This is a genomic window from Rhodococcus sp. Eu-32, from assembly GCF_003336925.1.
GTDB classification, from domain to species: Bacteria; Actinomycetota; Actinomycetes; order Mycobacteriales; family Mycobacteriaceae; genus Rhodococcoides; species Rhodococcoides kyotonensis_B.
The window spans coordinates 61442-86460 of sequence record NZ_QGNK01000019.1 but is presented as its reverse complement, the minus strand read 5'-3'; the positions used below and the strand labels follow the sequence as shown (position 1 = coordinate 86460).

The 25019-nt window shown below is 66.7% G+C and carries 24 protein-coding genes; 12 read left to right on the top strand and 12 right to left on the bottom strand.

Annotated features, from left to right (window positions below; genetic code table 11):
* Positions 1 to 71 precede the first annotated feature (71 nt).
* Complete coding sequence (otsB, locus tag DK926_RS20830; RefSeq protein ID WP_114331977.1) at positions 72 to 2621, top strand: trehalose-phosphatase; 2550 nt, start codon at positions 72 to 74, stop codon at positions 2619 to 2621.
* 78 nt (positions 2622 to 2699) lie between these two features.
* Here otsB and DK926_RS20825 read toward each other — a convergent pair whose 3' ends face one another.
* Positions 2700 to 3788, bottom strand: a complete 1089-nt coding sequence (locus DK926_RS20825) for a LacI family DNA-binding transcriptional regulator (RefSeq protein WP_165839639.1) — start codon at positions 3786 to 3788, stop codon at positions 2700 to 2702.
* Positions 3789 to 3915: 127 nt separating this feature from the next.
* Here DK926_RS20825 and DK926_RS20820 point away from each other — a divergent pair, with 127 nt between their 5' ends.
* From DK926_RS20820 to DK926_RS20795, 6 genes are all read left to right on the top strand, one after another.
* Complete coding sequence (locus DK926_RS20820) at positions 3916 to 4896, top strand: zinc ABC transporter substrate-binding protein (protein ID WP_068423121.1); 981 nt, start codon at positions 3916 to 3918, stop codon at positions 4894 to 4896.
* A 38-nt stretch (positions 4897 to 4934) separates the two neighbouring features.
* Positions 4935 to 5771, top strand: a complete 837-nt coding sequence (locus DK926_RS20815; RefSeq protein WP_114331975.1) for a metal ABC transporter ATP-binding protein — start codon at positions 4935 to 4937, stop codon at positions 5769 to 5771.
* On the top strand, positions 5768 to 6646 hold the full coding sequence (locus DK926_RS20810) for a metal ABC transporter permease (protein ID WP_068423126.1): 879 nt from the start codon (positions 5768 to 5770) through the stop codon (positions 6644 to 6646). Before DK926_RS20815 ends, DK926_RS20810 begins: the two co-directional genes overlap by 4 nt.
* A gap of 129 nt (positions 6647 to 6775) precedes the next feature.
* Positions 6776 to 7534: a 5-oxoprolinase subunit PxpA gene (locus tag DK926_RS20805; RefSeq protein WP_114331974.1), complete on the top strand. Its 759-nt coding sequence runs from the start codon at positions 6776 to 6778 to the stop codon at positions 7532 to 7534.
* Complete coding sequence (gene pxpB / locus DK926_RS20800) at positions 7534 to 8136, top strand: 5-oxoprolinase subunit PxpB (RefSeq protein ID WP_114331973.1); 603 nt, start codon at positions 7534 to 7536, stop codon at positions 8134 to 8136. The genes DK926_RS20805 and pxpB overlap by 1 nt, the downstream gene beginning before the upstream one ends.
* Positions 8133 to 9017 carry a biotin-dependent carboxyltransferase family protein gene (locus tag DK926_RS20795; RefSeq protein ID WP_114331972.1) on the top strand — a complete coding sequence of 295 codons (885 nt, stop codon included), beginning with the start codon at positions 8133 to 8135 and terminating at the stop codon, positions 9015 to 9017. The genes pxpB and DK926_RS20795 overlap by 4 nt, the downstream gene beginning before the upstream one ends.
* Before the next feature lie 35 nt (positions 9018 to 9052).
* Here the strand turns inward: DK926_RS20795 and rlmB are convergent, their stop codons facing one another.
* Genes rlmB through carD form a run of 5 tightly spaced genes read right to left on the bottom strand, consistent with a single transcriptional unit; the run spans position 9053 to position 13117 of the window.
* Positions 9053 to 10024, bottom strand: a complete 972-nt coding sequence (gene rlmB, locus DK926_RS20790) for a 23S rRNA (guanosine(2251)-2'-O)-methyltransferase RlmB (protein ID WP_114331971.1) — start codon at positions 10022 to 10024, stop codon at positions 9053 to 9055.
* Entirely contained in the window at positions 10024 to 11439 is a 1416-nt protein-coding gene (cysS, locus tag DK926_RS20785) for a cysteine--tRNA ligase (RefSeq protein ID WP_068423301.1), read from the bottom strand. The genes rlmB and cysS overlap by 1 nt, the downstream gene beginning before the upstream one ends.
* Positions 11440 to 11462: 23 nt before the next feature.
* Positions 11463 to 11927 (bottom strand): 2-C-methyl-D-erythritol 2,4-cyclodiphosphate synthase, encoded by a 465-nt coding sequence (gene ispF, locus DK926_RS20780; protein ID WP_068423138.1) that lies wholly within the window; start codon positions 11925 to 11927, stop codon positions 11463 to 11465.
* Complete coding sequence (ispD, locus tag DK926_RS20775; RefSeq protein ID WP_114331970.1) at positions 11924 to 12613, bottom strand: 2-C-methyl-D-erythritol 4-phosphate cytidylyltransferase; 690 nt, start codon at positions 12611 to 12613, stop codon at positions 11924 to 11926. The genes ispF and ispD overlap by 4 nt, the downstream gene beginning before the upstream one ends.
* Before the next feature lie 15 nt (positions 12614 to 12628).
* Positions 12629 to 13117, bottom strand: coding sequence for an RNA polymerase-binding transcription factor CarD (gene carD / locus DK926_RS20770; RefSeq protein WP_068423143.1), 489 nt, complete (start codon positions 13115 to 13117; stop codon positions 12629 to 12631).
* 315 nt (positions 13118 to 13432) lie between these two features.
* Between carD and DK926_RS20765 the strand changes: the two genes are divergently transcribed.
* From DK926_RS20765 to disA, 3 genes are read left to right on the top strand one after another with little or no spacing between them, the layout of a single operon-like run.
* Complete coding sequence (locus tag DK926_RS20765) at positions 13433 to 14110, top strand: hypothetical protein (RefSeq protein ID WP_114332008.1); 678 nt, start codon at positions 13433 to 13435, stop codon at positions 14108 to 14110.
* A gap of 37 nt (positions 14111 to 14147) precedes the next feature.
* Positions 14148 to 15557: a DNA repair protein RadA gene (gene radA, locus DK926_RS20760; RefSeq protein WP_114331969.1), complete on the top strand. Its 1410-nt coding sequence runs from the start codon at positions 14148 to 14150 to the stop codon at positions 15555 to 15557.
* A 55-nt stretch (positions 15558 to 15612) separates the two neighbouring features.
* The gene (gene disA, locus DK926_RS20755; protein ID WP_114332007.1) at positions 15613 to 16710 is read left to right on the top strand and encodes a DNA integrity scanning diadenylate cyclase DisA; all 1098 of its coding nucleotides are present in this window, start codon (positions 15613 to 15615) and stop codon (positions 16708 to 16710) included.
* Between the two features lie 8 nt (positions 16711 to 16718).
* Here the strand turns inward: disA and DK926_RS20750 are convergent, their stop codons facing one another.
* Both DK926_RS20750 and DK926_RS20745 read right to left on the bottom strand, forming a co-directional pair.
* A complete protein-coding gene (locus DK926_RS20750) occupies positions 16719 to 17465 on the bottom strand; it encodes a hypothetical protein (RefSeq protein WP_114331968.1) in 747 nt (248 codons plus the stop codon).
* 76 nt (positions 17466 to 17541) lie between these two features.
* Positions 17542 to 18165 (bottom strand): carbonic anhydrase, encoded by a 624-nt coding sequence (locus DK926_RS20745; RefSeq protein ID WP_068423306.1) that lies wholly within the window; start codon positions 18163 to 18165, stop codon positions 17542 to 17544.
* 69 nt (positions 18166 to 18234) lie between these two features.
* On the opposite strand from DK926_RS20745, the gene DK926_RS20740 reads away from it, so the two are divergent.
* A complete protein-coding gene (locus DK926_RS20740) occupies positions 18235 to 19110 on the top strand; it encodes an A/G-specific adenine glycosylase (RefSeq protein WP_114331967.1) in 876 nt (291 codons plus the stop codon).
* Between the two features lie 6 nt (positions 19111 to 19116).
* Here the strand turns inward: DK926_RS20740 and DK926_RS20735 are convergent, their stop codons facing one another.
* Positions 19117 to 19923 (bottom strand): alpha/beta hydrolase, encoded by an 807-nt coding sequence (locus DK926_RS20735; protein ID WP_114331966.1) that lies wholly within the window; start codon positions 19921 to 19923, stop codon positions 19117 to 19119.
* Positions 19924 to 19928: 5 nt separating this feature from the next.
* On the bottom strand, positions 19929 to 20666 hold the full coding sequence (locus DK926_RS20730) for an alpha/beta hydrolase (RefSeq protein WP_114332006.1): 738 nt from the start codon (positions 20664 to 20666) through the stop codon (positions 19929 to 19931).
* 35 nt (positions 20667 to 20701) lie between these two features.
* Here DK926_RS20730 and mhuD point away from each other — a divergent pair, with 35 nt between their 5' ends.
* Positions 20702 to 21010: a mycobilin-forming heme oxygenase MhuD gene (gene mhuD, locus DK926_RS20725; protein WP_068423160.1), complete on the top strand. Its 309-nt coding sequence runs from the start codon at positions 20702 to 20704 to the stop codon at positions 21008 to 21010.
* A gap of 5 nt (positions 21011 to 21015) precedes the next feature.
* On the opposite strand, the gene DK926_RS20720 is transcribed toward mhuD, so the two are convergent.
* Together DK926_RS20720 and DK926_RS20715 are read right to left on the bottom strand one after the other, a co-directional pair.
* Positions 21016 to 22437, bottom strand: a complete 1422-nt coding sequence (locus DK926_RS20720; RefSeq protein ID WP_243636928.1) for a diguanylate cyclase — start codon at positions 22435 to 22437, stop codon at positions 21016 to 21018.
* A gap of 87 nt (positions 22438 to 22524) precedes the next feature.
* Entirely contained in the window at positions 22525 to 24843 is a 2319-nt protein-coding gene (locus tag DK926_RS20715) for a bifunctional diguanylate cyclase/phosphodiesterase (RefSeq protein WP_114331965.1), read from the bottom strand.
* Between the last annotated feature and the right edge of the window lie 176 nt (positions 24844 to 25019).

The window sequence follows — 25019 nt, the reverse complement described above, 5'->3', positions numbered from 1 at the left end:
CTGGGCGACGCACCATCAGCGGGTGACGTCCGGGTGAGCCGGACTCGCCGCCATCGCCTAGGTTTGAACCCGTGACTGCACAGGATCTGCCGCTGGAACTTCGCCGCGCCCTGATCGGCGTGGCCAGAACGCCACGACTGCTCGTCACCTCGGACTACGACGGGACGATGGCGCCCATCGTGTCCGATCCGGACAAGGCGTTTCCGCACGCCGAGTCCGTCAACGCGATGCGTGGCCTCGCGACGCTCGCCGCCACGACCGCGGCCGTCATCTCCGGCCGCGCGCTGCGTGATCTGGCGACGCTGTCCCGGCTTCCGGCCGAGGTCCACCTCGTCGGAAGTCACGGAAGCGAATTCGACGTCGGCTTCATCCATGCCATCGACGACAAGGCCAAGAACCTGCTCGCGATCATCTCGGAGGAGATGAAGTCGATCGCTGCCCGCTTCCCGGGTGTGAGCGTCGAAACCAAGCCTGCAAGTGCCGCTCTGCACGTGCGCAACGCCGAAGCCGGCGATGCCGAACGAGCCCTCGCCGCGGTCCGCGAGGGCGTCGCGACACGGGAGGGTGTGCAGGTCACCGAAGGCAAGGCCGTCATCGAACTAGCCGTCATCGTCACCGACAAAGGCGCAGCGCTCGACATTCTGCGTCACCAGGAAGCTGCGACGGCGGCGGTCTTCTTCGGCGACGACGTCACCGACGAGAAGGCGTTCGCGCGGCTGCACGGCCCCGACATCGGCGTCAAGGTCGGCACCGGCGACACGGCGGCGGAGTTCCGCATCGAGAACACCGAGCAGGTGTCCCTCGCGCTCGCGTTCCTGCTCGAGCAGCGACGCCAATGGCTTTCGGGTGCCGACGCACCGCGCATCGAGCGTCTGACGATGCTCGCCAGCCCGAACGCCGTCGCACTGGTGACTCCCGACGCGACGATGACGTGGCTCTGTCATCCGGAACCGGATGCGGCAGCGATCTTCGCCCACCTCCTCGGCGGCGACGGCGCGGGCCACTTCAGCATCGGGCCGACGCGAGCCGCACTGCCGCTGAGTCAGCAGTACGTCGACAGCACGATGACGGTACAGACGAAGTGGTCGAGCCTGCAGGTCACCGACTATCTGCCACACGACGTTCCGACCGGCCAGACCGCGTTGACGCGTGTCGTCACCGGCAAGGCGACCGCCGTCGCGACGTTCGCGCCTCGCCCCGAGTTCGGAAAGGTCTGGGTCCGACTCGAACCCGAGACCGACGGTCTCCGCATCCACGGCACCGCCGACGCGATGGTGCTGCGCAGCCCCGGCGTCAAGTGGAACGTCGTCTCCGACGGCGCGCAGCAGACGGCGCATGCCGAGATCGATCCCACCGACGGTCCCGTCGTTCTCGAATTGCGCCTCGGTACAGACGATCTGGGCCCGGCACGCCTGTCCGAGCCCGAGCGCCGTGAGCTGTCCGAGAGCTACTGGCGCGACTGGGTCGGCGGTCTGTCGTTGCCACCGCTCAAGCGCGACCTGATGAAGCGTTCGGCGCTGACGCTCCGCGGGCTCGTGCACGCCGACTCCGGATCGATCATGGCCGCTGCGACGACGTCACTGCCCGAGGAGATCGGCGGCGTCCGCAACTGGGACTACCGCTACTGCTGGCTCCGCGATGCGGCCCTGACCGCGTCGGCGCTCGTGGGCGTCGGGTCGCTGGACGAAGCCGAGAACTACCTGTCCTGGATTCACGGTGTGCTGCAATCGGTTCCGGGCCCCGAGCGTCTGCACCCGCTGTACACGATCTGGGGTCTCGGACTCCCACCGGAGGCCGTCATCGACGAGCTGCCCGGCTACGCAGGATCCCGACCGGTACGCGTCGGCAACGCGGCGAACCAGCAGGTGCAGCTCGACGTCTTCGGCCCGATCGTCGACCTCGTCTCGACGCTGTCCCACGCCCGTCAGGCCCAGGGTTTGCACGGCAAAGAGGCTCTCGCCGAAGAGGATTGGTCACTCGTGCGTGCGATGGTGGAGGCCGTCGAACGCCGGTGGTCCGAACCCGATCACGGCATCTGGGAGATCCGCGGCAACCCACGTCACCACGTGTACTCGAAGGTGATGGGGTGGATGACACTCGACCGGGCACTCATGCTCGCGAATTCCTTCGACCGCGAGATCGAACCCGGCTGGCAGGCGTTGCGCGACGTCATCCGCGCCGAGGTTCTGGACCAGGGCTGGAACGACGAGGTCCAGTCGTTCACCGCCGCCTACGACGGCACCGACCTCGACGCGGCCACGCTGCACATCGGACTGTCCGGACTGATCGACCCATCCGACCCCCGATTCGCCGCGACGGTCACCGCGACCGAGGCCGAACTGCGCAGCGGCTCGACCGTGTACCGGTACCACCACGACGACGGTCTCCCCGGCGGTGAGGGCGGCTTCCACCTCTGCGCGGCCTGGCTCGTCGAGGCGTACCTCCTCATCGGGCAGCGATCGGAGGCGGAGGCGTTGTTCGCTCAACTGGTCAGCGCTGCCGGGCCGACGGGTCTGCTCAGCGAGGAGTACGACCCCGTCGCCGAACGGTCCCTCGGCAATCACCCGCAGGCGTACAGCCACCTCGGGCTGCTGCGGTGTGCGGCGTTGTTGAGTGCCTGAGCTCGCCCTTTCGGCATCGATGGCCCGCGGCATCCTGTAGACGGTTGCCGCGGCGCATCGATGCCGTGGGGATTCTCGCTAGCTCGGCGGCGCGGCGGCCGTCCGCCCCTTGACCAGTTCGGTCGGCAGGATCTCTGTCGCCATGACGCCGGAGTGCGACGTCGAGAGCAGTAGCGTGCCCGCGCGTCGACCCTTCTCCTCGGCGTCCTGCCGCACGGTGGTGACGTTGTCGCGAATCGCGTCCTCGACGCCGTCGAACCCGGTGACCGTGAGCTGTCGCGGCACGTCGATGCCCGACACCTTCGCGAAATTCAGTGCACCGAGCGCGAGGACGTCCGTGGTGCACAGCAGCGCCGTCGTGTCGCGATTCGCCTGAAGTGCTTGCGCCGCAGCCGAATGGCCCGAGCGCTTGTTGTGTTCGAATCGTTCGACGACGGTCAGCGTCCTCGGATCGAGACCTGCTTCCTCCATCGCCTCGTGAACGCCGGCGATGCGCTCGCGCTGCACGTGAAAGTGGCTGTTCTCCAGGCGCTTCGGCGGCACGACGCCGTCGCGGCGGTCGCGTCCGAGCCGCATGCACAGCACGGCGATGTGTTCGTGCCCGAGGGCGATGACCTGTTCGGCGATCAACTTCATCGCGGCACGGTCGTCGATGGCGACGAGGGCGGCCTCGGGGACACCGCGAGGCTGGTCGCAGATGACGATGGGAAGGTGCCGTTCGCGCACGGCCGCGAGGTACGGGTCGTCGTCGGCGACGGAGTAGACGACGAAACTGTCGACGCCGGCCTGCTGGACGACGGCGGCAGCCCCGGTGTCGTCGCGATCGGGACCCGCAGGGATGAGCAGCAGCCCCTGGCCGGCCGCCTCGCACGACTCCGCGAGACCGGCGAGGAACGCCATCGCAGCCGGGTCGCGGAACGAGTAACTGAGCGCTTCGGTGAGCAGCAGGCCGACGGCTCCCGCCTTGCGCGTGCGCAGCGAGCGGGCGACGGGATCCGGTCCCGCGTATCCGCGTCTCTTCGCTGCCATGAGGACGCGTTCGCGCAGCTCAGGCGACAACTGATCGGGCCGGTTGTACGCGTTCGACACCGTGGTGCGGGACACCTTCAACTCGGCGGCGATCGACGCCAACGTAGCGGGGCGACGCGGCTCCCTCGACCTGGACATACGGGGACGTTAGCCGCAAAGGCGGTGGTTGTGAAAATTGACCGATTCGATCCTCGGACCGTCGGTCGCTAGAGTACAACGGAAACGGTTTCCAATTGCGTTTATAAGTAGCCTCGAGGAGCACCCCGTGCGACCGAAATTCCGTAACACCTATGCCGTGCTCGGTCTGACCTGCGCCGCGGCTCTCACGCTCGGCGCCTGCAGCTCCGACGACGCCGAGAGCTCGGGTTCGGCGCCCGCATCGCCGGTCGACGGACCGATCACGATCGTCGCGTCCACCAACGTGTGGGGCAGCGTCGCGCAGTCCGTCGCAGGCGATCTGGCGACCGTCGACTCGATCATTGCCGACCCGTCCGCCGACCCGCACTCGTACGAAGCGAGCGCAGGCGACGCCGCGAAGGTCGCCGAAGCATCGCTCGTCGTCTACAACGGCGGCGGATACGACGAGTTCATCGAGGACATCCTCGGCAGCGAAGGCAAGAACGTCCCGTCGGTGAACGCGTACGACCTGTTGGACAGCGATCATGCGCACGAGGAATCCACGCAGGCGCCCGCCGACGATCACGGCCACGACCACGGCGAGAACAACGAGCACGTCTGGTACGACGCGGAAGTCGCCGCTGCGACCGCGGAATCCATCGCGGAGAAGCTCGGCCAGCTCGACCCGGACAACGCCGCGCAGTACACCGCCAACGCCGAGACGTTCCACGACCAGGTTCACGGCATCACCGACGTCACGTCGAAGATCGCCGCGGACCATCCGGACGCACCCGTCGCGCAGACCGAGCCGATCGCGCACTACCTGATCGAGACGTCCGGGCTCGACGACGTCACCCCGGACGACTTCAAGAACGCCATCGAAGAAGGCAACGACCCGTCACCCGCGTCGATCGCCGAGACGCGTGATCTGTTCGCGTCGAACTCCGTCCGGGCGCTCGTCTACAACGTGCAGACCGTCGACTCGGTCACCGAGGACATTCGCAGGACGGCCGAGGCAGCGGGCGTCCCCGTCGTCGAGGTCACCGAAACGCTCCCCGAGGGCATGACGTACATCGAGTGGCAGACCAAGGCCGCGCAGGATCTCCAGGCTGCGCTGAGCGCATCCTGACTCGGCCGGCTCGGCCGGTTACTGGAAAGCTGTAGAACATGTCTGCTGTAGAACTGCGTGACGCCGGTCTGGCGTTCGGCGAACGCACGCTGTGGCAGAACCTCGACCTCACCGTCGAAAGCGGTGAGTTCGTGGCGATCCTCGGCCCCAACGGGTCGGGCAAGACCTCTCTTCTCAAGGTCCTGCTCGGCCAGAACCACCTGACGCACGGTACGGCCACGATCGCAGGCGAGCCCGTGCGTCACGGGCAATCCGGCGTCGGATACGTCCCTCAGCAACGCAGCATCGACGACGGTCTCCCCCTGCGCGGGCGAGACCTCGTCGGGCTCGGCTGGGACGGCCACCAGTGGGGCGTCGGACTCCGCGGCATGCGCGAGCGCAAACGCATCGTGCAGAACGCGATCGATCAGGTCGATGCAGGCGCGTTCGCAGGTGCACCCGTCGGCACGATGTCCGGCGGCGAGCAGCAACGACTGCGGATCGCGCAGGCGCTCGTCGGCGATCCGACCGTTCTGCTGTGCGACGAGCCCCTGCTCAGCCTCGACCTCGCGAACCAACAACTCGTGTCCGGACTGATCGATCGCCGACGCCGGGAGCACGACACCGCGGTCCTGTTCGTCACCCACGAGATCAATCCGATTCTGCCGCTCGTGGATCGAATCGTGTACATCGTCGACGGCAGGTTCCGCATCGGGACACCCACGGAGGTCATGACCACCGAGGTGCTGTCGGAGTTGTACGGCACCGAGGTCGAGGTACTGCACGTGCGCGGGCGACTCGTCGTCGTCGGTACCGGAGATTCCATCGATGCGCTCGGAACCGCAGGCGCCCACCACCCGCCCACGCCAGAGACACCAGGAACGAACCCGGCATGAACGACAAGGTGACCGACGCCTTCTCCAAGATCTTCGACTTCAGCACCACCGCGAATCTGCTGAGCTACGACTTCGTCCAGAGCGCGCTGATCGCGGCCGCCATCCTCGGTCTGCTCGCGGGTGCGCTCGGGCCGCTGATCGTCAGCAGACAGTGGGCGTTCGCCGTGCACGGGTCGTCGGAGTTGTCGCTGACCGGCGCCTCCGCGGCACTGCTCGTCGGCATCACCGTCGGCCTCGGTGCGATCGTCGGTTCCGTCGTCGCGGCCATCATGTTCGCACTGCTGGGCTCCAAGGCCCGCGATCGCGACTCGGTCATCGGCGTCATCATGTCCTTCGGACTCGGCCTGTCGGTGCTGTTCATCTGGCTGTATCCGGGTCGGACCGGGACGAGTTTCTCGCTGCTGATCGGCCAGATCGTCGGCGTCGGGCAGAGCGGTCTGCAGCTGCTGCTGATCTGCGCTGCCGTCGTCCTCGTCGTCTTGGCCATCGTCTACCGACCGTTGCTCTTCGCCAGCACCGATCCCGAGGTCGCTCTCGCTCGTGGCGTCCCGGTTCGCGGCTTGGCTGTCGTCTTCGCCGTGCTGGTCGGCGTCGCCTGCGCTCTCGGTGTGCAGATCGTCGGAGCGCTGCTCGTGCTGTCACTGCTGATCACGCCTGCCGCAGCCGCCGCCCGCGTCACCGCCAGCCCGCTCAAGGCGACGCTGCTGTCGATCGCGTTCGCGGAGACCGCAGCTGTCGGCGGCATTCTGCTGTCCCTCGCCCCCGGGGTCCCGGTCTCGACCTTCGTCACCACCATCTCGTTCGTGATCTACCTGGTCTGCCGGGCCATCGGGTCGCGTCGCAAAGCGAATTCGGGGCGGGTTCTGTCGGCCTGATCTCCCCTGTCGTGACCGAATGTCACGTTCGGTCACTCAGAGTGACCGAAGGCCGCCCTCGCTGGTATCCCGCGCCCAGGCTTGCCGTCGCGACCCCCGATCATCGCTTCCGACCTAGACTTGTCCACGATGCCTTCCATCGACTTGAACTCGGACCTCGGCGAGAGCTTCGGCACCTGGAAACTCGGCGACGACGATGCCGTGCTGTCCGTCGTCACCAGCGCCAACGTCGCCTGTGGCTTCCACGCGGGCGATCCCCGCACAATTCTCGATACATGCCGCGCGGCCACCGAGAACGCCGTGCGTATCGGGGCTCAGGTCGGCTATCGAGATCTGGCCGGATTCGGCCGCCGCTTCATCGACATGGACCCGTCGGATCTCACCGCGGACATTCTCTATCAGATGGGCGCGCTCGACGGCCTCGCGCAGGCGTCGGGTTCGGCGATCGCCTACGTCAAGCCGCACGGTGCGCTGTACAACGCGATCGTGACGCACCGTGAGCAAGCGCGTGCCGTCGTCGACGCCGTGAGGTCCTACGACCCGACGCTGCCCGTCCTCGGCCTACCGGGTTCCGTTTTTCTCGACGAGGCCCGTGCCGTCGGATTGCGCACGGTGACCGAGGCATTCGCCGACCGCGCGTACACGCCATCGGGCGAACTCGTGTCCCGTCGGAACGACGGTGCCGTGCTCACGGATCCGGCAGAAGTAGCACGACGCGTACTGCGGATGGTTCAGGAAGGCGTCGTCGAGGCGGTCGACGGATCGACCGTGGCCGTCGACGCCGAATCGATCTGTGTGCACGGTGATTCACCCGGCGCCGTCGAGATGGCCGTTGCCATCCAGAAGATCCTGTCCGACAACGACATCGACATCTCCGCCTTCGTCTGATGATCGAGCACGATTGCGGGGACAGGGCCCTTCTCGTCGAGTTCGAGAACCTCGCCGAGACGATGGCGTGGCATCGGGCCTTGGCCGCGAGCGCAATCGACGACGTCGAAGACCTGGTCCCGGCGGCGCGAACGATTCTGGTGCGACACACAGGAAACCGAGATCGCGTCGTCTCATGGGTTCGCAGCACCGAGCCCGCCGACGTCGACGCCATGTCCGATGCCGAACCGGTAGTCGTTCCCGTCACCTACGACGGCGAGGATCTGGGCGACGTCGCCGACGCCACGGGAATGTCTGCGCATGAAGTGATTTCGGCTCATACCGAGCAGACTTGGACCGTCGCGTTCGGCGGTTTCGCACCTGGATTCGGATATCTCGTCGGCACGACCGACCGCCTGCACGTGCCCCGAAGAACAACCCCGCGTACGACGGTTCCCGCCGGGTCCGTCGGCCTGGCCGGTGAATTCTCCGGAATCTATCCGCGCAGCTCCCCTGGCGGTTGGCAACTGATCGGCAGAACCGACGCGGTTCTGTGGGACCCACAGCGCAATCCACCGGCCCTTCTGCAGCCCGGGGTGACCGTCCGGTTCGAGGCGCGATGACGTCGATCGAGATTCTCGAACCCGGACCGTTGTGCACGATCCAGGATCGAGGTCGGGTCGGATACTCGTCGATCGGCGTGGGACGGTCAGGGGCAGCCGACGTTCGTGCGCACGATGCAGCAAATCGTCTGGTGGGCAACGCCGTCGATGCCGCGACACTCGAAGTGACCATGGGCGGATTCCGTGCGCGTGTACACGGTCACGCGTCGATCGCCGTCACGGGCGCCGAGGGCCCCATCACCGTGAACGGCACACCTGACGCTCTCTACACGACGCTCGATCTCGGCGATGGCGACGAATTGGCCGTCAGCACACCGACGTTCGGGCTACGAACGTACATCGCGGTACGTGGCGGATTCGATGTGGAGCCCGTGTTGGGATCGAGGTCGACCGACACGATGTCGGGGCTCGGGCCGTCGCCTCTTCGATCGGGCGACGTCGTCGCAGTCGGATGCGACGTGTCGGATTGGCCTGCAATCGATTTCGCCCCGCCTCCAGAACGTGCGAAGGCAGTCGTCTCGGTCATCCTCGGCCCGCGCGCCGACTGGTTCACCGACCTCGCGGTGAACCTGCTCTATCAGCAACACTGGTCCGTCACGTCGGACTCGAATCGCGTCGGCATACGGCTCGACGGCGATCGACCTCTGGAAAGAGCGATTGCAGGCGAATTGCCCAGCGAGGGCATGGTTCCCGGTGCGCTGCAGGTCCCTCCCGACGGCAAGCCGGTGCTGTTTCTCGCCGACCATCCGGTGACCGGAGGCTATCCCGTCATCGGTGTCGTCGCGTCCGAGGACCTGCCCGTCCTCGGACAGCTCAGGCCTGGCGACAGCCTGCGTTTCCGTCCGCGTCCGTGGGCGCCTGCGGCACCCGTGCGCGGATAGTTCGACCCTGGTGCAACCAACCACGCACGGGCGCGTCAGCGCCTACGCTGCCGCGCGATGTCCGCGAGCACGACGCCCGCAGCCACCGATGCGTTGAGGGACTCGACCGGCCCTGCCATCGGGATGGACAGGATGTGATCGCAGTTCTCGCGGACGAGGCGAGACAGGCCCTTCCCCTCCGAGCCGACGACGATCGCGACGGGACCGGTGCCGTCGAACGCGTCGAGCGACGTGTCGCCGCCCGCGTCGAGACCGACGATCGTGATTCCCTTGGTCTGCCAATCCTTCAGCGTGCGAGTCAGGTTCGTGGCCCGCGCGACGGGAAGCCGCGCTGCCGCGCCGGCACTGGTACGCCACGCGACCGCCGAGACGCTCGCGCTACGACGCTGCGGAATGACGACGCCGTGCCCACCGAACGCAGCAACGGACCGAACGACGGCACCGAGGTTGCGCGGGTCGGTGATGTTGTCGAGCGCGACGAGCAATGCAGGCTCCTGATGCGCACGTGCCGCACCGACGAGGTCGTCCGGATGCGCGTACCGGTACGGCGGCACCTGCAGCGCGAGACCCTGGTGCAGGCCGTTGGCGCTCAGTTTGTCGAGATCGCTGCGCGGGACCTCGAGGATCGAGATGCCCGCGTCGGCCGCGCGCTGGACGCTCTCCTTGAGTCGGTCGTCGCTGTCGGTGCCGGTGGCGACCCACAGCGCCGTCGCGGGAACGCCCGCACGCAAGCATTCGACGACGGGGTTGCGTCCGAGTACGACCTCGGGACCGTCGTCGTTCTTCCGGTTCGCGACGCGGCCCCCGCCCTGCCTGCCCTGGGACTGCGCAGCCTTCTCGGCGAGCTTGGCCCGACGCGCCGCGGGATGCTTCGTCCGTGCCTCGGCAGGAGGCGTCGCACCGCGTCCTTCGAGACCACGACGGCGGTTACCGCCGGAGCCGGCGACCTGCCCCTTCTTCGTGCCCGCTTTGCGAATTGCGCCGCGCCTACTGGAATTGCCTGCCATCACTGCCCTGCTTCGTCGGTACTGCTGGTTGCCCCGACGGACCATTCGGGCCCGTTGGGGGTGTCTGTCACATCGATCCCCGCCTTCGCGAGGCGATCTCTGATCGCATCCGCGGTGGACCAGTCCTTGTCGACCTTCGCCTGTGCTCGGCGCTGGAGTTCTGCGTCCACGAGAACGCCGAGGGCTCCGACGACGGCATCGCTGTCGCGAGTGCCGCTGTCCCAGTGCGGATCGAGCGGATCGACGCCGAGGATCGAGAGCATCGCCCTGACTTTCGACGCCTGCTCGACGGCCCCCTGCAGGTCGCCGCTCTCCAGAGCGCTGTTGCCCGCCTTGACCGTCGCATGGACGGCGGCGAGAGCCTTGGGCACTCCGAGATCGTCGTTCAACGCGTCGGCGAAATCGTCGGTCCACGTTCCCAGCGGAACGTCGCCCGCACGTTCGACGGTACGTTTCACGAAACCTTCGATACCCCGGTACGTCACGGCTGCCGTCTGCAGCGCGTTGTCGGAGTACTCGAGCATCGACCGGTAGTGCGCGCTGCCGAGGTAGTACCGAAGTTCTTGCGGCCGAACGCTTTTCAGCACGTTCGGAACCGACAGCACGTTTCCGAGCGACTTGGACATCTTCTCGCCGCCCATCGTCACCCAGCCGTTGTGCAGCCAGTAGCGGCTGAAGCCGTCGCCGGCGGCCTTGCTCTGCGCCCGCTCGTTCTCGTGGTGCGGGAACACCAGATCCAGACCACCGCAGTGGATGTCGAAGTCGGAACCGAGATAGGCCTCGCACATCGCGGAGCATTCGAGGTGCCACCCGGGACGCCCGCGTCCCCACGGCGTCGGCCACGACGGCTCACCCGGCTTCGCGGCCTTCCACAGCGTGAAGTCCCTCGGGTCGCGCTTGCCCGCGGCCGCGCTCTCGCCCTGATGGACGTCGTCGAGCTTGTGACCGGACAGAGCGCCGTAGTCCGGGAAGCTGACGACGTCGAAGTAGACGTCGCCCTCGGCGGCGTAGGCGTGGCCGGACTCGATCAGCCGCTCGATCAGCTCGACCATCTGCGTGATGTGCCCGGTTGCGCGCGGCTCGGCCGACGGCGGCAGCACACCCAGCTTGTCGTAGGCCCAGGTGAACGACCGCTCGTACGTCGCGGCCCACTCCCACCACGGGCGGCCTGCGTCGCGAGCCTTGTTCAGAATCTTGTCGTCGATGTCGGTGACGTTGCGGACGAAGGCGACGTCGTAATCGTGCGCGAGCAACCACCGCCGCAGCACGTCGAACGCGACTCCACTGCGCACGTGCCCGATATGCGGTTCCCCCTGAACCGTTGCCCCACACAGATACACCGACGCATGGCCAGGGACCAAGGGGGTGAATTCCCGCAGGGCCCTCGTCTCGGTGTCGTACAGGTGAAGGGTCACGACCAGCAATGCTACCGGTGCATTTACTTCGTCATGACAAGTGCGGTCGCGACCGCCGCGATTCCCTCGCCACGACCGGTCAATCCCAATCCGTCGGTCGTCGTCGCCGAGACCGACACGGGAGCTCCGAGCACCGCGGACAGCGTCTCCTGGGCCTCGAGACGACGCGGGCCGATCTTCGGACGGTTTCCGATGATCTGCACTGCCGCGTTCCCGATCGTGAATCCGGCCTCGGTGAGCAGTCGACGTACCTCGGTCAGCATGGTTGCACCGCTGACGCCGTCCCACTCCGGCCGTCCGGTACCGAAGACCGAACCGAGATCGCCCAACCCGGCCGCGGACAGCAACGCGTCGCACAACGCATGCGACGCGACGTCACCGTCGGAATGGCCGTCGAGCCCGTCGCCGTCCTCGAACAGCACACCGGCGAGCCAGCAGGGCCGACCCGGCGAAATGGGATGGACGTCGGTCCCGATACCGACCCTCATGAACGCTCCTGCCCCACCAGCGCCTCGGCCAGCAGCAGATCGTGTGGAGTGGTGACCTTGAATGCCAGCGGGTCACCGACGATGGTGTGGACGGTTTCGCCGAGTCGTTCGACGAGACCGGCGTCGTCCGTCGCGGAGTCGCCTGCCTCGGCGTACGCGCGGGCCAGAAGTTCGGCGTCGAAACCCTGCGGTGTCTGAATTGCGCGAAGCCCGCTTCGATCCGGCGTGCCGACGACGGCACCCATGATGTCGACCGTCTTGACGGTGTCGGCAACCGGAATTGCCGGTACGACGGCGGCTCGTCCGGCACGCACCTCTGCGACGACGCGCGAGACGAGCGACGACGGCGTCAACGCTCGGGCCGCGTCGTGCACGAGAACGATGTCCGCGTCACCGGCCGCGGCCAAGCCGCATCGGACGGAATCCGTCCGTTCGCCTGCACCGGCGACGACCGTGATCTCGTCGATGGAACCCAGTAAGTCACCGGTCCGCTCGACCAGTTCCTCGGGAACCATGACGACGATGCGATCGACGGAACCCGATTCGACGAGGCCTTCGACCGAGCGCTCGAGGAGGGTCTTGCCCCCGACGGTCACGAACGCTTTGGGCTCTCCCAGACCGAGCCGAAGACCTCGGCCCGCCGCCGGAACGAGCGCGACGACGGGACCTGTGTTGGAACGAGCCACCTAAGCAGCTGTCACTCAGGAAGCCGCAGCGAGAACTTCGTCGAGAATCGTGTCGGCCTTGGCCTCGTCGGTTCCCTCGGCGAGAGCGAGCTCGCCGACCAGAATCTGACGCGCCTTGGCGAGCATGCGCTTCTCACCTGCGGAGAGACCACGATCCTGCTCACGACGCCACAGGTCACGAACGACCTCGGCAACCTTGTTGACGTCACCGGAGGCGAGCTTCTCGAGATTTGCCTTGTACCGGCGCGACCAGTTGGTCGGCTCTTCCGTGTGCGGAGCACGCAGAACCTGGAACACCTTGTCCAAGCCCTCCTGCCCGACGACGTCCCGGACGCCGACGTACTCGGCGTTGTCTGCAGGAACTCGAACGGTGAGATCGCCCTGAGCGACTTTGAGAACTAGGTACTCTTTCGGTTCACCCTTGATGGTGCGGGTTTCTATCGCTTCGATCAGCGCCGCTCCGTGATGGGGGTAAACGACGGTGTCTCCGACCTTGAAAATCATCTGTCCCGTGCCCCTTTCGATTTTCCGAGTTTACCACGCACCCAGATCAACGGCGCAGGTCAGGGGCACAGCGCGAACGTCGCAGGGGTTGACAGGACGGCCGGAACGTGTATCCGACACCCCCGCAATGGGTTCGGAAATACACGGTGTCGACGCAACAGCGACGAAACGAAACACGGGTGAACACGCCGGTCCCCGCCGGATCCGTCGACGCGATCGAAGCCCCAGCGAAGAACCTTCGGACGATGACTACTACTCTGCCTAGTGGACCTGACGTACCGGCTGGCCCGGACCGGCACAACTGGAGGACGACCCGTGACTGCGATCCAAGCTGCGACTGCGCACCGTAAGACCCGCCGACTGGTGGCGACGGCAGCCATTGCCGCCGGTGCCGCACTGACGCTGAGCGCCTGTGGCGCGGGCCAGATCTCCCAGACGGCGGATCAGGTCGCTGCCGTCAACGGCAACTCCGCCGACGTCGGAAACATCTCGGTGCGCAACGTACACGTCGTCTACCCGCAGTCCGAGGAGTACTCGATCGAGCCAGGCGGCAAGGTCGAGCTCGGCTTCATCGCCGTCAACAACAGCCCGAACAACTCCGACAAGCTGACCCGCATCGCGACGACGGCCGCGTCCTCGATCACCCTCGGCGAGGAGCCGGGCGGCACCGAGATCGAACCGCTCACCGCGCTCGGTGCAGGCGCTCCGGCCGACACGCAGCTCGACGACCCGCTGATCCCGCTGCAGCAGATCGTCGTCGAGCTCAACGGCATCGGTGAGGACGTGCGTCCCGGACTGACCGTCCCCGTCACGTTCACGTTCGAGAACGCAGGCGACGTCGAGGTTCTCGTTCCCGTCGACGCAGGCCCCGTCCTTCCGCGCAACGTCTCCGACAAGTCGCCCGTCGAGGCGGAGGCACACGGCGAGGCCGAGAGCGCCGAGCAGAGCGTCGTCGAGACCGAGGTCGAAGAAGGCGCTGACGGCAACAACTGACAGTTCCTGTCGGTAGCCGCGTCTAACGTTCTCGATCGTGGCCAAGCTCAAGACGAATTACCGCTGTTCGGCCTGCCAGCACACGGTTGCCAAGTGGGTGGGTCGCTGCCCGGAGTGCGGTAGCTGGGGTTCGATGGACGAAGCCCCGATCCTCGCGCCCGTCGCCAGTCGGCCGGGTGCGTCGGGCCTCGGGGCGGGCAACACCCGGTCGGCGACGGCCGCGATGGTGCCCACCCTTCCCGCCACCGCACTCACGCAGGTCAGCAGTACCACCTCCCAGGCCAACTCCACCGGCATCGACGAGTTCGACCGCGTGCTCGGCGGCGGCCTCGTTCCCGGCTCCGTCGTGCTCCTCGCAGGCGAGCCGGGAGTCGGCAAATCCACCCTTCTGCTCGAGGTCGTGCACCGGTGGGCTCGCACCGGCGAGGACCGTCGCGCGCTGTACGTCACGGGTGAGGAGTCCGCAGGCCAGGTGCGCCTTCGCGCCGATCGCACCGGCGCCGTCCACGAGCGAGTCTTCCTCGCCGCCGAGTCCGACCTGGCGACGGTCTTCGGCCACGTCGAGCAGGTCAAGCCGAGCCTGCTGATCGTCGACTCCGTGCAGACCATGCTGGCAGCCGACGTGGACGGTGTCATCGGCGGTGTCACACAGGTCAAGGCCATCACCAGCGCGCTCACCTCGCTCGCCAAGACGACAGGCGTCGCCGTCCTGCTCATCGGACACGTCACCAAGGACGGTGCGGTCGCCGGTCCGCGGGCGCTCGAACATCTCGTCGACGTCGTCCTGCACTTCGAAGGCGACAAGCATTCGACGCTACGGATGATTCGCGGCATCAAGAACCGCTTCGGCGCCTCGGACGAGGTCGGCTGTTTCGAATTGCGCGACACCGGCATTCACGGCATATCCGATCCGTCCGGGCTGTTTCTCCACCACCGCACCGAAGCCGTTCCCGGCACAGCTGTCACGGTCACGATGGACGGCAAGCGTCCCCTCCTCGCCGAACTGCAGGCACTCGTCGTCGACACCCAGATGCCGTCGCCGCGCCGCGCCGTCAGCGGCCTCGAATCCGCTCGCGTGGCCATGATCCTCGCCGTCCTCGAACGTCGTTGCGGGATCAAGATGTCCAAGAGCGAGGTGTACGCCGCGACCGTCGGCGGCATGAAGACCACCGAGCCGGCAGCCGATCTCGCGCTCGCGGCAGCACTCGCGTCGGCCGTCACCGACAGGCCGCTGCCGTCGGGAGTCGTCATCCTGGGCGAGGTCGGACTCGCGGGAGAGGTCCGTCGCGTGTCGGGGCTGGGTCGTCGGCTCGCCGAAGCGTCGCGGCTCGGTTTCACCCGAGCCATCACGCCGGAACACGACGACACGGTGCCCGCCGGAATGAAGGTCCACGCCGTCACCAATCTCGGTGAAGCATTGAACTCGGTAACAATGCGGGCCGTATGACCCCGGCGGCGTACCCTCTACCTGCGAGACTGTGACACAACACGAGGGGATGAACATGGACGTATCCGCGCGCGACACCACGTCATCTCCGGCACTCCGGGACACCATTGCACGTCTCGCGCCCGGCACGGCTCTGCGCGACGGCCTGGAGCGCATCCTGCGCGGCCGCACGGGCGGTCTCATCGTGCTGGGCTACGACGACGAGGTCGAGGCCATCTGCGACGGCGGATTCGAGCTGGATGTCGAGTTCTCACCGACGCGGCTGCGTGAGCTGTCGAAGATGGACGGCGCGGTCGTCCTGTCCACCGACGGCCGACGGATCGTCCGGTCCAATGTGCAACTTGTTCCCGATCACAAGATCGCGACGGTCGAATCCGGCACCCGGCATCGGGCCGCCGAGCGGACCGCGATGCAGACCGGCTATCCGGTCGTCTCGGTCAGCCAGTCGATGAGCATCGTCAGTGTCTACGTCGCCGGCATACGCCACGTGGTCGAGGGTTCGGCCACGATCCTCTCCCGGGCCAATCAGGCCGTCGCGACGCTCGAACGGTACAAGGCGCGCCTCGACGAGAACACGCGTCAGCTGTCCGTCGTCGAGATCGAGGACTTCGTGACGCTACGTGACGCTCTGACCGTCGCGCAGAGGCTGGAGATGGTGCGGCGCGTGTCCGTCGAGATCGAGCAGAACGTCCTCGAACTCGGTACGGACGGTAGGCAATTGGCTCTGCAACTCGAAGAACTCCTCGGCGACAACGATGCCGATCGGCAGCTGATCGTCCGCGACTATCTCGCCGGTGCGGAACCGTCCGACACGGTCGCCGTCGAGAAGGCACTCGCTGCCCTCGACAAACTGACCGACGTGGACCTACTGGATCTGACGACGCTCGCGCGGGCGTTCGGCTACCCGGGCACGATCGAGGCACTCGATACCCCGATGAACCCGCGCGGCTACCGGGTGCTGACGCGTGTGCCCCGGCTGCAGTTCGGCCAGATCCACCGGCTCGTCGGCTCGTTCGGAACGCTGCAGGGTCTGCTCGCCGCGACCGCAGCCGACCTGCAATCGGTCGACGGCATCGGCGGGCTGTGGGCCCGTCATATACGAGAAGGCCTCTCGCGTCTCGCGGAGGCCTCCATCGCCGGACCGTACGACTAGCTAACTTCTCAGGTCATGTTGAACGGCTCGGGCGAGCTGCGAAGCTCGCCGAGCTGAGCGATCACCTTGTACGAGCCGACGCCCACCGGGATGCGCTCCTCGCCGCATCCGGGCACCGAGTTCGTGCCCGACCACTTGACCGTGAAGCCTGCCTGCTCGCCCGGCTTGAACGTCCGCAGGTCGGACTGTGCGTCGGGGAAGCAGTCGGTGTTGGACCAGATGCGCTGATCGTCGAGCGTGTAGACGAGGGCCTGCTGCAGGCCTGCGCCGACGTCGCGCTGGCATTCCGTCGAGCTGATGTTCGTGATGACGACCGTGAACCCGGGCTCTTCTCCGACGCGGTACGACGGCTTGTCGGGCGTCGCCTTGATGGCCAGGCTCTGATCCGAGCACTGGTTCGCGGGAGCAGGCGCGCCTGCAGGAGCGGCCGCGGACGAGCTGGTGCTTCCGTTGCCGGCCGCCGTGTTGCCGGAACCGTTCCCCGAACCACTGCCCGAGGAGCCGCTGCCCGAACCGCCGGACCCGCCGCCCGACGAGGCCGGTTGAGACGGCGTCGCCGATGCACTCGGCGTCGTGGGCGCCGGTGTCGTCGCGACGACACCGGCGGGCTCGGCTTGCGGAGGCTCGTCGTTACCACCGCCGAGAGACGAGATGAACCACACGATCAAACCGAGCACCACGACGGCTGCGCCGATGGCGAGAGCTCGGCGACGCCAATAGATTTCGGGAGGCAAAGGCCCGGTCGGTTGCAACACAGAACAACCGTAAACGCCAGCAGCTACCTATCCCTGAAGCACACGCGGCGTGTCGCGAAGCCGATGCGCCTGGACGCTAGGGCTGCTCGCCGATGTCGCCGATGACCGCCCGCAACTGCGCCTTGCCCTCCGACAACTGGTAGGTGAGACCGACGATCGCGACCTGTCCCGACTCGACCTTCTCCGCGATGATGCGTGAGCGCTCCATCAGCAGTTTGCCGGTCTCCTCGACGTGGCGACGCTCGAACTCGTCGGCAGCATTCTGACCGTCGCGACGAGCCGACAGCACCGACGGAGTGACTCGCTCGACGACGTCGCGGATGTAGCCTCCCGGTGTGTCTCCGGACTCGAGCGCGTCGACCGTCGCCCGGACCGCACCGCAGCTGTCGTGGCCGAGCACGACGATCAGCGGGACGCCGAGGACCGCGACGCCGTATTCGATGGAACCGAGGACGGCGGAGTCGATGACATGACCTGCCGTACGCACGACGAACATGTCGCCGAGGCCCTGGTCGAAGATGATCTCCGCGGCGACGCGGGAGTCGGCGCAGCCGAACAGCACGGCACCCGGGTGCTGACCTTCCGTCAGACGGGTCCGATCGTCGATTCCCTGACTGGGGTGCAACGACTCGCCGTCGACGAAGCGCTGGTTACCCTCCTTGAGAGACTTCCATGCTGAAACTGGATTGGTAGCAGGCATGGACCCCATTGTGCCCCGGCCCACTGTTACCGGCGAGTCGGGTCCGCTGCAGAAAGGTGCGCAGAGCAGGTGCCGATCGATACGGACGCATTGCTCGGATGGTTCGACACCGAGGAACGCGATCTTCCCTGGCGCCGTCCCGGCGTCACGGCCTGGCAGATCCTGATGAGCGAGATCATGCTGCAGCAGACGCCGGTGTCCCGCGTCGCGCCGATCTGGGCGGAGTGGGTGCAGCGGTGGCCGGTGCCGTCGAAGATGGCGGCGTCGAGCCAGGCCGAGGTGCTGCGCGCATGGGGCAAGCTCGGGTACCCGCGTCGCGCACTGCGATTGCACGAGTGCGCGGGCGTACTCGCCGCGGAGCACGGTGACGTCGTTCCCGACGACGTCGACACACTCCTGAGCCTCCCCGGAATCGGCGCCTACACCGCGCGCGCCGTGGCCTGTTTCGCCTACGGACAGCGAGTTCCCGTCGTGGACACCAATGTTCGACGCGTCGTCGCGCGGGCGGCTCATGGCGCCGCCGAGCCGGGCAATCCGTCGACCACGCGCGATCTGGCCGACGTCGAGGCCATACTGCCGATCGAGCGAACGAGGGCTGCACGCTGTTCGGCCGCGTTGATGGAACTCGGAGCATTGATCTGCACGGCGAAGAACCCGGCATGCCTGTTGTGCCCGCTCCCGGAGTGCTCGTGGATCGAAGCAGGTCGACCCGCCTACACCGGACCGCCGAAGAAAGTGCAGAAGTTCGCGGGCACCGACCGTCAGGTGCGCGGCAAGCTGATGGCGGTGCTCCGCGAGAGCGACGGCCCCGTCGAACGCGCCGAACTCGACGTCGTCTGGCTCAGCGATCCGGGCCAGCGGGACCGAGCACTGGACTCGCTGCTCGTCGACGGGTTGGTCGAGCAGACCGAAACGGGCCTGTTCGCTCTCGCCGGCGAGGGGTAGTGCGCGTCAGCGCAGAAAGTCCACGAGTAGCGAGTTGACGACCTCCGGGCGTTCCAGGTAGCCGAAATGCCCTGCGTCCGAGACCTCTTCGTATCGCGCGCCCGGAATGGACTGCGCCACTTCACGGCTCAGATGCACGGGGATGAGACGGTCGTCGGCGAACCCGACGACCATGGTCTTCGCGGAAATCTTGCGGTACGCCGTCAGCCGCTCCGACCCGGCGCGCATCTCCAACCCGATCTGCGCCCGCTTGCCCGCGCTCGGCGCACCTCCCGAGTACTCGAGCACGGCGAGCCAGTCACCGATCGCGGTGTCGTCCCGCAACGTCGCGGGCGAGAAGTTGTTCATCGCGGTGATCGCAGCACGATAGCTGTCGGGCAACGTGATTCCGGCGTCGTACAGATCTCGCTCACCGCGAGACAGCGCCTTCTGCATCGCCGACGCCCGGCCGTACGTTGCCATCATGACGGCGTGCGACACGAGGTCCGGGCGCGCAAGAGCGAGTTCCTGCGTGACGCGTGCGCCCATCGACGTCCCGACGACGCGTGCGCGCATTCCGCCGAGGTGCTCGATCAACGCGGCGGTGTCGGCCACGAGGTCGTCGAGTACGAACCCGCCGCCGCATTCCGACGACGGTGCGATTCCGCGGTTGTCGAACGTGACGACGGTGTACCCGGCTGCCGTCAGAGCGGGCACCTGATGCGTCTTCCACACCCGGCCCGGGCTTCCGGATCCCATGACCAGCACGACGAGGGGCCCACTGCCCGCGACGTCGTAGTTGATTTCGATACCGTTCAGTCTCGCCGTCGACATTCGCGTCACTGTAGTCGGCGCAGGAACTCCTCCACCGCCTGCCGGTAGACCGTCGGTTGCTCGTCGTGGACGAGGTGCGCCGCTCCCGCGACGCACACGTAGGTCGACATGGGGTTCCGGCGATGCATTTCCGTCATCTGACCCGCAGGTGTGATCCCGAACTCACCCTCGATCAGCAGACTGGGCGCACGGACGGCATCCCACTCGTCCCAGAAGTGCCGCGTGCCCCACTCGTGCGAGATCTTCTCGAACGTCGACACGTCACCGTGCAGATGGTAGCCGTCGTCCCGGCGCAGAAAGGAGTCCCGAAAGTATTGTCCCGCAACGTCTCCGAAGTACCGGTCGACGGCATCCGCGTCGGGGAACGGTTGCGGCCACCGACGGATCATCGCCGCCCACGCGTCGGCGGTTCGGCCGCGGAAGTCCGGCGCGATGTCCTCGACGACCACGCCCGACACGAGATCGGGGCGGGCGGCTGCGAGACACACTCCGTGCAGTGACCCCATCGAATGACCGATCAGCACCGTCGATCCGAGGTGCCGGACATGCTCGATCAGATCCTCGACGAACGCCTCCGTGGTGAGGTCCGACGGCGGCGGCCTGCGATGACCCGGTGCGTCGTAGGTGTAGACGTGCCCGAACTCTCGCAACCACGGAACCTGACGACGCCACGTGCCCGCACTGCCCATCAGTCCGTGCAGCAGCAGAAGCGGTCGCCCCGTCCCACCCTCGTCGTACAGCACCATTGGAACTGTAATAGGGCGAGTAGCCTTCGAGCATGGCAGTCGTGAAGATCAACGCAATCGAGGTCCCCGAAGGCGCAGGCGCCGAGCTGGAGAAGCGCTTCGCCGCCCGAGCCGGAGCCGTCGAGAATTCTCCGGGATTCCTCGGATTCCAGCTCCTGCGCCCGGTCAAGGGCGAGAACCGCTACTTCGTCGTGACGCAGTGGGAGACCGAAGAGGCCTTCCAGGAGTGGGCGTCGGGACCGTCACGGGCGGCACATGCAGGCGAGCGGGCCAAACCGGTGTCCAGCGGTGCGTCACTGCTCGAGTTCGAGGTCGTGCTCGACGTCGCCGCCAAGAGCTGACGGCCTCACAGCGCAAGATCGTGTTCGGCACGTGAGGACGGCGTGCCGAACACCGAAAACCCGGACGTATCGGCGTTCTTCGCGGCGTACATCGCCGCGTCGGCTTTCCTGAGCAGGTCGTCGGCGTCGGCCTGGAACCCGTCGTCGACAGCGATGCCGATACTCGCCGAGACGGTGACGACGTATCCCTCGATCTCGACCGGGTCAGCGAGTTCGGCGAGTATCCGCTTCGCTACTCCGACGGCATCCGACCCGCGATGCAACACGACGAACTCGTCGCCGCCGAATCTCGACACGGTGTCGTCGGGACCCACTGCGCCGGCCAGAGTTTCGGCCGCGATTCTCAAGATGTCGTCCCCGACAGCATGCCCCAACGTGTCGTTGATCGTCTTGAAGTTGTCCAGATCTATCACGAGAAGTGCTATCGGATAAGGGTTTCCGTTCTCGGCGATGTCACGGATCCGTTGCCCGACGAGCACACGGTTGGGCAACCCCGTCAGCGGATCGTGCAGGGTCCGGCGTCGCAGTTCGCTCTCGAGGTCATGCCGACGAACGGCCGCCGACACCACACCGGCGACGGTTTGCACGAATGCGAGTTCGCCGTCGTCGAAACCCCTGCGCTCGGCGCTGTACACCGCGAGGACACCCCACGGCTCCCCCATCCCGTCGATCACGACGGCAGCCCCGCTGCGCACGCCTCGGTCTCGCATGAATTCCGTCGGAAAGCGGAACTCCGCGTCGCGGTCGACGCACACGACGGGCTCGTCGGACACCAGCGCTGCCGCGGCATGAGACATGCGGGACAGAGGAATCGGACCGGGAGCACGGCCCGGGCCCGAATAGGCGACGGCCATCAGTTCCGTTCTGCTCGGAAACCCGGGTTCGAAGATGACGGCGCACTTCATACCCATCAACGACAGGGCCGCGTCGGTTGCGGTCTGCATGACGTGGGCTGGGCTGGCCGTCAACGCGATTCGACTCAGATTCGCGACCGCCCGCTGTTCCCTGGCGTGCGCGTCGGCCGCGACGGCGACCTCGACGAGGCGCCGTTCGTGATCGAAACGACCACGTAGGTCGCGGAACGCCAAGGCCACCATCGCGACGGAAGCGTGCCGTCCCGTCACCACGTACGCGGACACCCACGTCGGTATCGCCTCTCCGGTGCGGAGGTGCGTGAGTTCGACATCGCCCGTCCACACACCACCCGCGAGCGCACGTGCCACCGGGCCCGTACGCGCGTACACCGAGCCGAACACCCATTCGGCGGTCCGCACCGCCTCGGCCGTGTCCCGCGCACCGATCAACTCGATCGCCGCCGAATTCAGGTACGCGACATCACCGTCCGACCCCCGCAGACACATCGCGTCGGGGGATCGGTCGGCCGTGGCGGCGAACTCCGCCACCCACTCCTCGACAACCGGATCCACTGTCCTGCACTCCCACTGACCAGCACTCGAATCCCCCGATGCTTCGTGGTGCGCCCTCATCGTCCTACGCCCGTACGGCGTCACTCGCTACTGTCGTTGGGGCACCGGCCCTACGGCTTCCGACGAGGCGTCGTCGTCACGGTCCACGTCGAGTCCGGACGAGACCCTGCCTTCGACGCGCTCGACGAGCGCCTGCAGTTCCTCGGCGGGAACAGGGCGTCCGATGTGGTAGCCCTGCGCGCCGTCGCATCCGAGAACGCGAAGACGATCCAGAGTTGCCTTGTCCTCCACGCCTTCTGCGACGACGTTCATTCCGAGGCTGCGTCCGAGTTCGATCGTCGAACGCACGATGGATGCATTGGTGGGTTGACTGTTCATCGCGGTGACGAACGACCTGTCGATCTTGAGTGTCTGCACCGGAAGGGATCTGAGGTAGGCCAGCGAGCTGTATCCGGTGCCGTAGTCGTCGATCGCGATCGACGATCCGATGTCCCTCAGTGACACGAGCGCGTCGACCGAGCGACGCGGATCGGTCATCGCAGACGTCTCCGTCACCTCGAATTCGACTGCGGACGACGGCACGTCGTGCCGCTCGAGCGCCGACGCAACTTGATCGACGAGCGTCGGGTCGATCAGGTTGCGCACGGACAGGTTGATCGAGATACCGATGCGAAAACCTTTGCTGCGCAATGCTCCACAGCAAGCCAGCGCGTCTTCCAGAACGTACGCGGTGATCGCGGGCAGCATACCGGTGCGCTCGGCGTCGGCAAGGAACGAACCGGGCCCGATCAGTCCTTCCCGAGGATGCTGCCACCGCAACAGTGCCTCGACGCCGACGACACGGCCGGTCAGCAGATCCAGGCAGGGCTGGAAGAACACGCGCAATTGGCGTTGCAGAACGGCAGTTTCGAGTTCGCCGAGCAACCGCATCTGCTCGCGGCGATCGCAGTCCATCGCCGGGGCGTAGATCGACAGGCGCATGTGGCCCGCCTTCGCCGCGGTCAGCGCGACGTGCGCGTGTTGCAGGAGTGCGTCGGCGTCGGCGCCGGGCAGCGTCGAGGACTGCACGACGCCGACCGTCGCTTCCAACGCGACATTGATGTCGTGCACGAACATCGTCCTGCTCACACATCGTTGGAAGTGCTCGGCACATTCGGCGGCCGGCATCGGCATTCGCTGCGTCGGTACCGCGACGACGAACTGGTCTCCGCCGAGCCGTCCGACAACGGCGTCCGTCACCGCGGCGGAGACGAGTCGTTGCCCGATTTCGCGCAGAACGGTGTCTCCCACCGGATATCCGAACGTCTCGTTGATCTGGGCGAAGCGATCGATATCGACGATCAGCACCAGAATTCCCTGGTCTGCCGCCTCGTCCACCGCGCGGTCGAGCAGTTCACCGATACGCCGACGGTTCGGCAGACCGGTGGTGGAGTCCGACATCGCCGCGGTGGTCAGTTCCGACGCCTGGCGTCTCATCACCGACAGGAAACAGGCCATTCGAGCTCCGACGAGCGCGACCACGACCATCGAACACCCCGCGACGATCCAGCCCCACTCGGACACCGGAGCGCCCCGTGCGAGTTCTACGCCCATCACGACGGGCGCCATCAGGCTCGCCGCGCACAACCCGAGGAGTCGCGTTCGGTCGGCGAACACGTGCTTTTCCACCCCGACGGACGACGACACCCGACGCGACGGGTGGAGCGAGTACGCGGCCAACAGCACGTAGCCGAGGAGCGAGGCTGCGGTAGCAGGATCGACGGTCAGACCGTTCCAGAACGTATATGTCGATGCGTTGTACGCGAGCGGATTCGACAGGGCGATCGCGCAGAACGCGACCGTCAACAGCACGAACGGAGTGGTTCGCGCGCGTTTGGACAGCAGAAGGATCAAGGCCGTGGCGACGAGCAGGCCGTCCGCGATCGGGTACAGGACAACGGGCCAGTTCGACGCCAACCGATCCGGCAGTTCTCCGGCCGGCCCGTGCCCGACCAGGAAGACCCAGGAGATCAGGCCGAGTCCGGTAGCCACGATCGACGCCTCGAGAACGTCCTCGACCTTGACGACGCGGCCGTCGGCGTCGCGCAAACAAAGAACTGCGCCGACGAACGCCGCATGACCGACCAGATACAGGACGTCCGCCACCGACACCACCGGTGCCGCGCGCCCCTCGACATCCCCGAACTCGACGACGGCGTCGCCGACAACGCAGGCCAGCAGACCGATCAGCAGCAGGACCCACGTTGCCCGGTCGTCGCGGCGACGCGCATATCCACCGCGGACGAATGCCACGACGGCAACGAGGGCGACTACGGCATGGAGAACCGCACGCCAGACATCGTCGGCGAGCAGGATGTACCCGGCCACGCAGGCGAGCCCCGCAGCCAGGAACCTCGACCAGACCATCGTCTCGGGCCGTTCCTTCCTGGTCCCCCAACCGTCGAATCCTTGTATTCAGCGTCGAAACCAGTCGTTCCATCGGTATTCGTACCCGAAACCGCACCGGATTGGTTCGTCTTTTAAGGATTACAGACTAGGGGAAGGATGTAACGCTCGGCTACTGGAGACCAGGCGGTATCGCC

Coding starts and splice junctions, on each gene's coding strand:
- DK926_RS20810 (WP_068423126.1), top strand. CDS start 5,768: ATGAACGACAAGGTGACCGACGCCTTCTCCAAGATCTTCGACTTCAGC.
- mhuD (WP_068423160.1), top strand. CDS start 20,702: ATGGCAGTCGTGAAGATCAACGCAATCGAGGTCCCCGAAGGCGCAGGC.
- DK926_RS20715 (WP_114331965.1), bottom strand. CDS start 24,843: ATGGTCTGGTCGAGGTTCCTGGCTGCGGGGCTCGCCTGCGTGGCCGGG.
- DK926_RS20735 (WP_114331966.1), bottom strand. CDS start 19,923: ATGTCGACGGCGAGACTGAACGGTATCGAAATCAACTACGACGTCGCG.
- rlmB (WP_114331971.1), bottom strand. CDS start 10,024: ATGGCAGGCAATTCCAGTAGGCGCGGCGCAATTCGCAAAGCGGGCACG.
- DK926_RS20825 (WP_165839639.1), bottom strand. CDS start 3,788: ATGTCCAGGTCGAGGGAGCCGCGTCGCCCCGCTACGTTGGCGTCGATC.
- DK926_RS20805 (WP_114331974.1), top strand. CDS start 6,776: ATGCCTTCCATCGACTTGAACTCGGACCTCGGCGAGAGCTTCGGCACC.
- ispF (WP_068423138.1), bottom strand. CDS start 11,927: ATGAGGGTCGGTATCGGGACCGACGTCCATCCCATTTCGCCGGGTCGG.
- disA (WP_114332007.1), top strand. CDS start 15,613: ATGGACGTATCCGCGCGCGACACCACGTCATCTCCGGCACTCCGGGAC.
- DK926_RS20795 (WP_114331972.1), top strand. CDS start 8,133: ATGACGTCGATCGAGATTCTCGAACCCGGACCGTTGTGCACGATCCAG.
- DK926_RS20815 (WP_114331975.1), top strand. CDS start 4,935: ATGTCTGCTGTAGAACTGCGTGACGCCGGTCTGGCGTTCGGCGAACGC.
- DK926_RS20745 (WP_068423306.1), bottom strand. CDS start 18,165: ATGCCTGCTACCAATCCAGTTTCAGCATGGAAGTCTCTCAAGGAGGGT.
- carD (WP_068423143.1), bottom strand. CDS start 13,117: ATGATTTTCAAGGTCGGAGACACCGTCGTTTACCCCCATCACGGAGCG.
- pxpB (WP_114331973.1), top strand. CDS start 7,534: ATGATCGAGCACGATTGCGGGGACAGGGCCCTTCTCGTCGAGTTCGAG.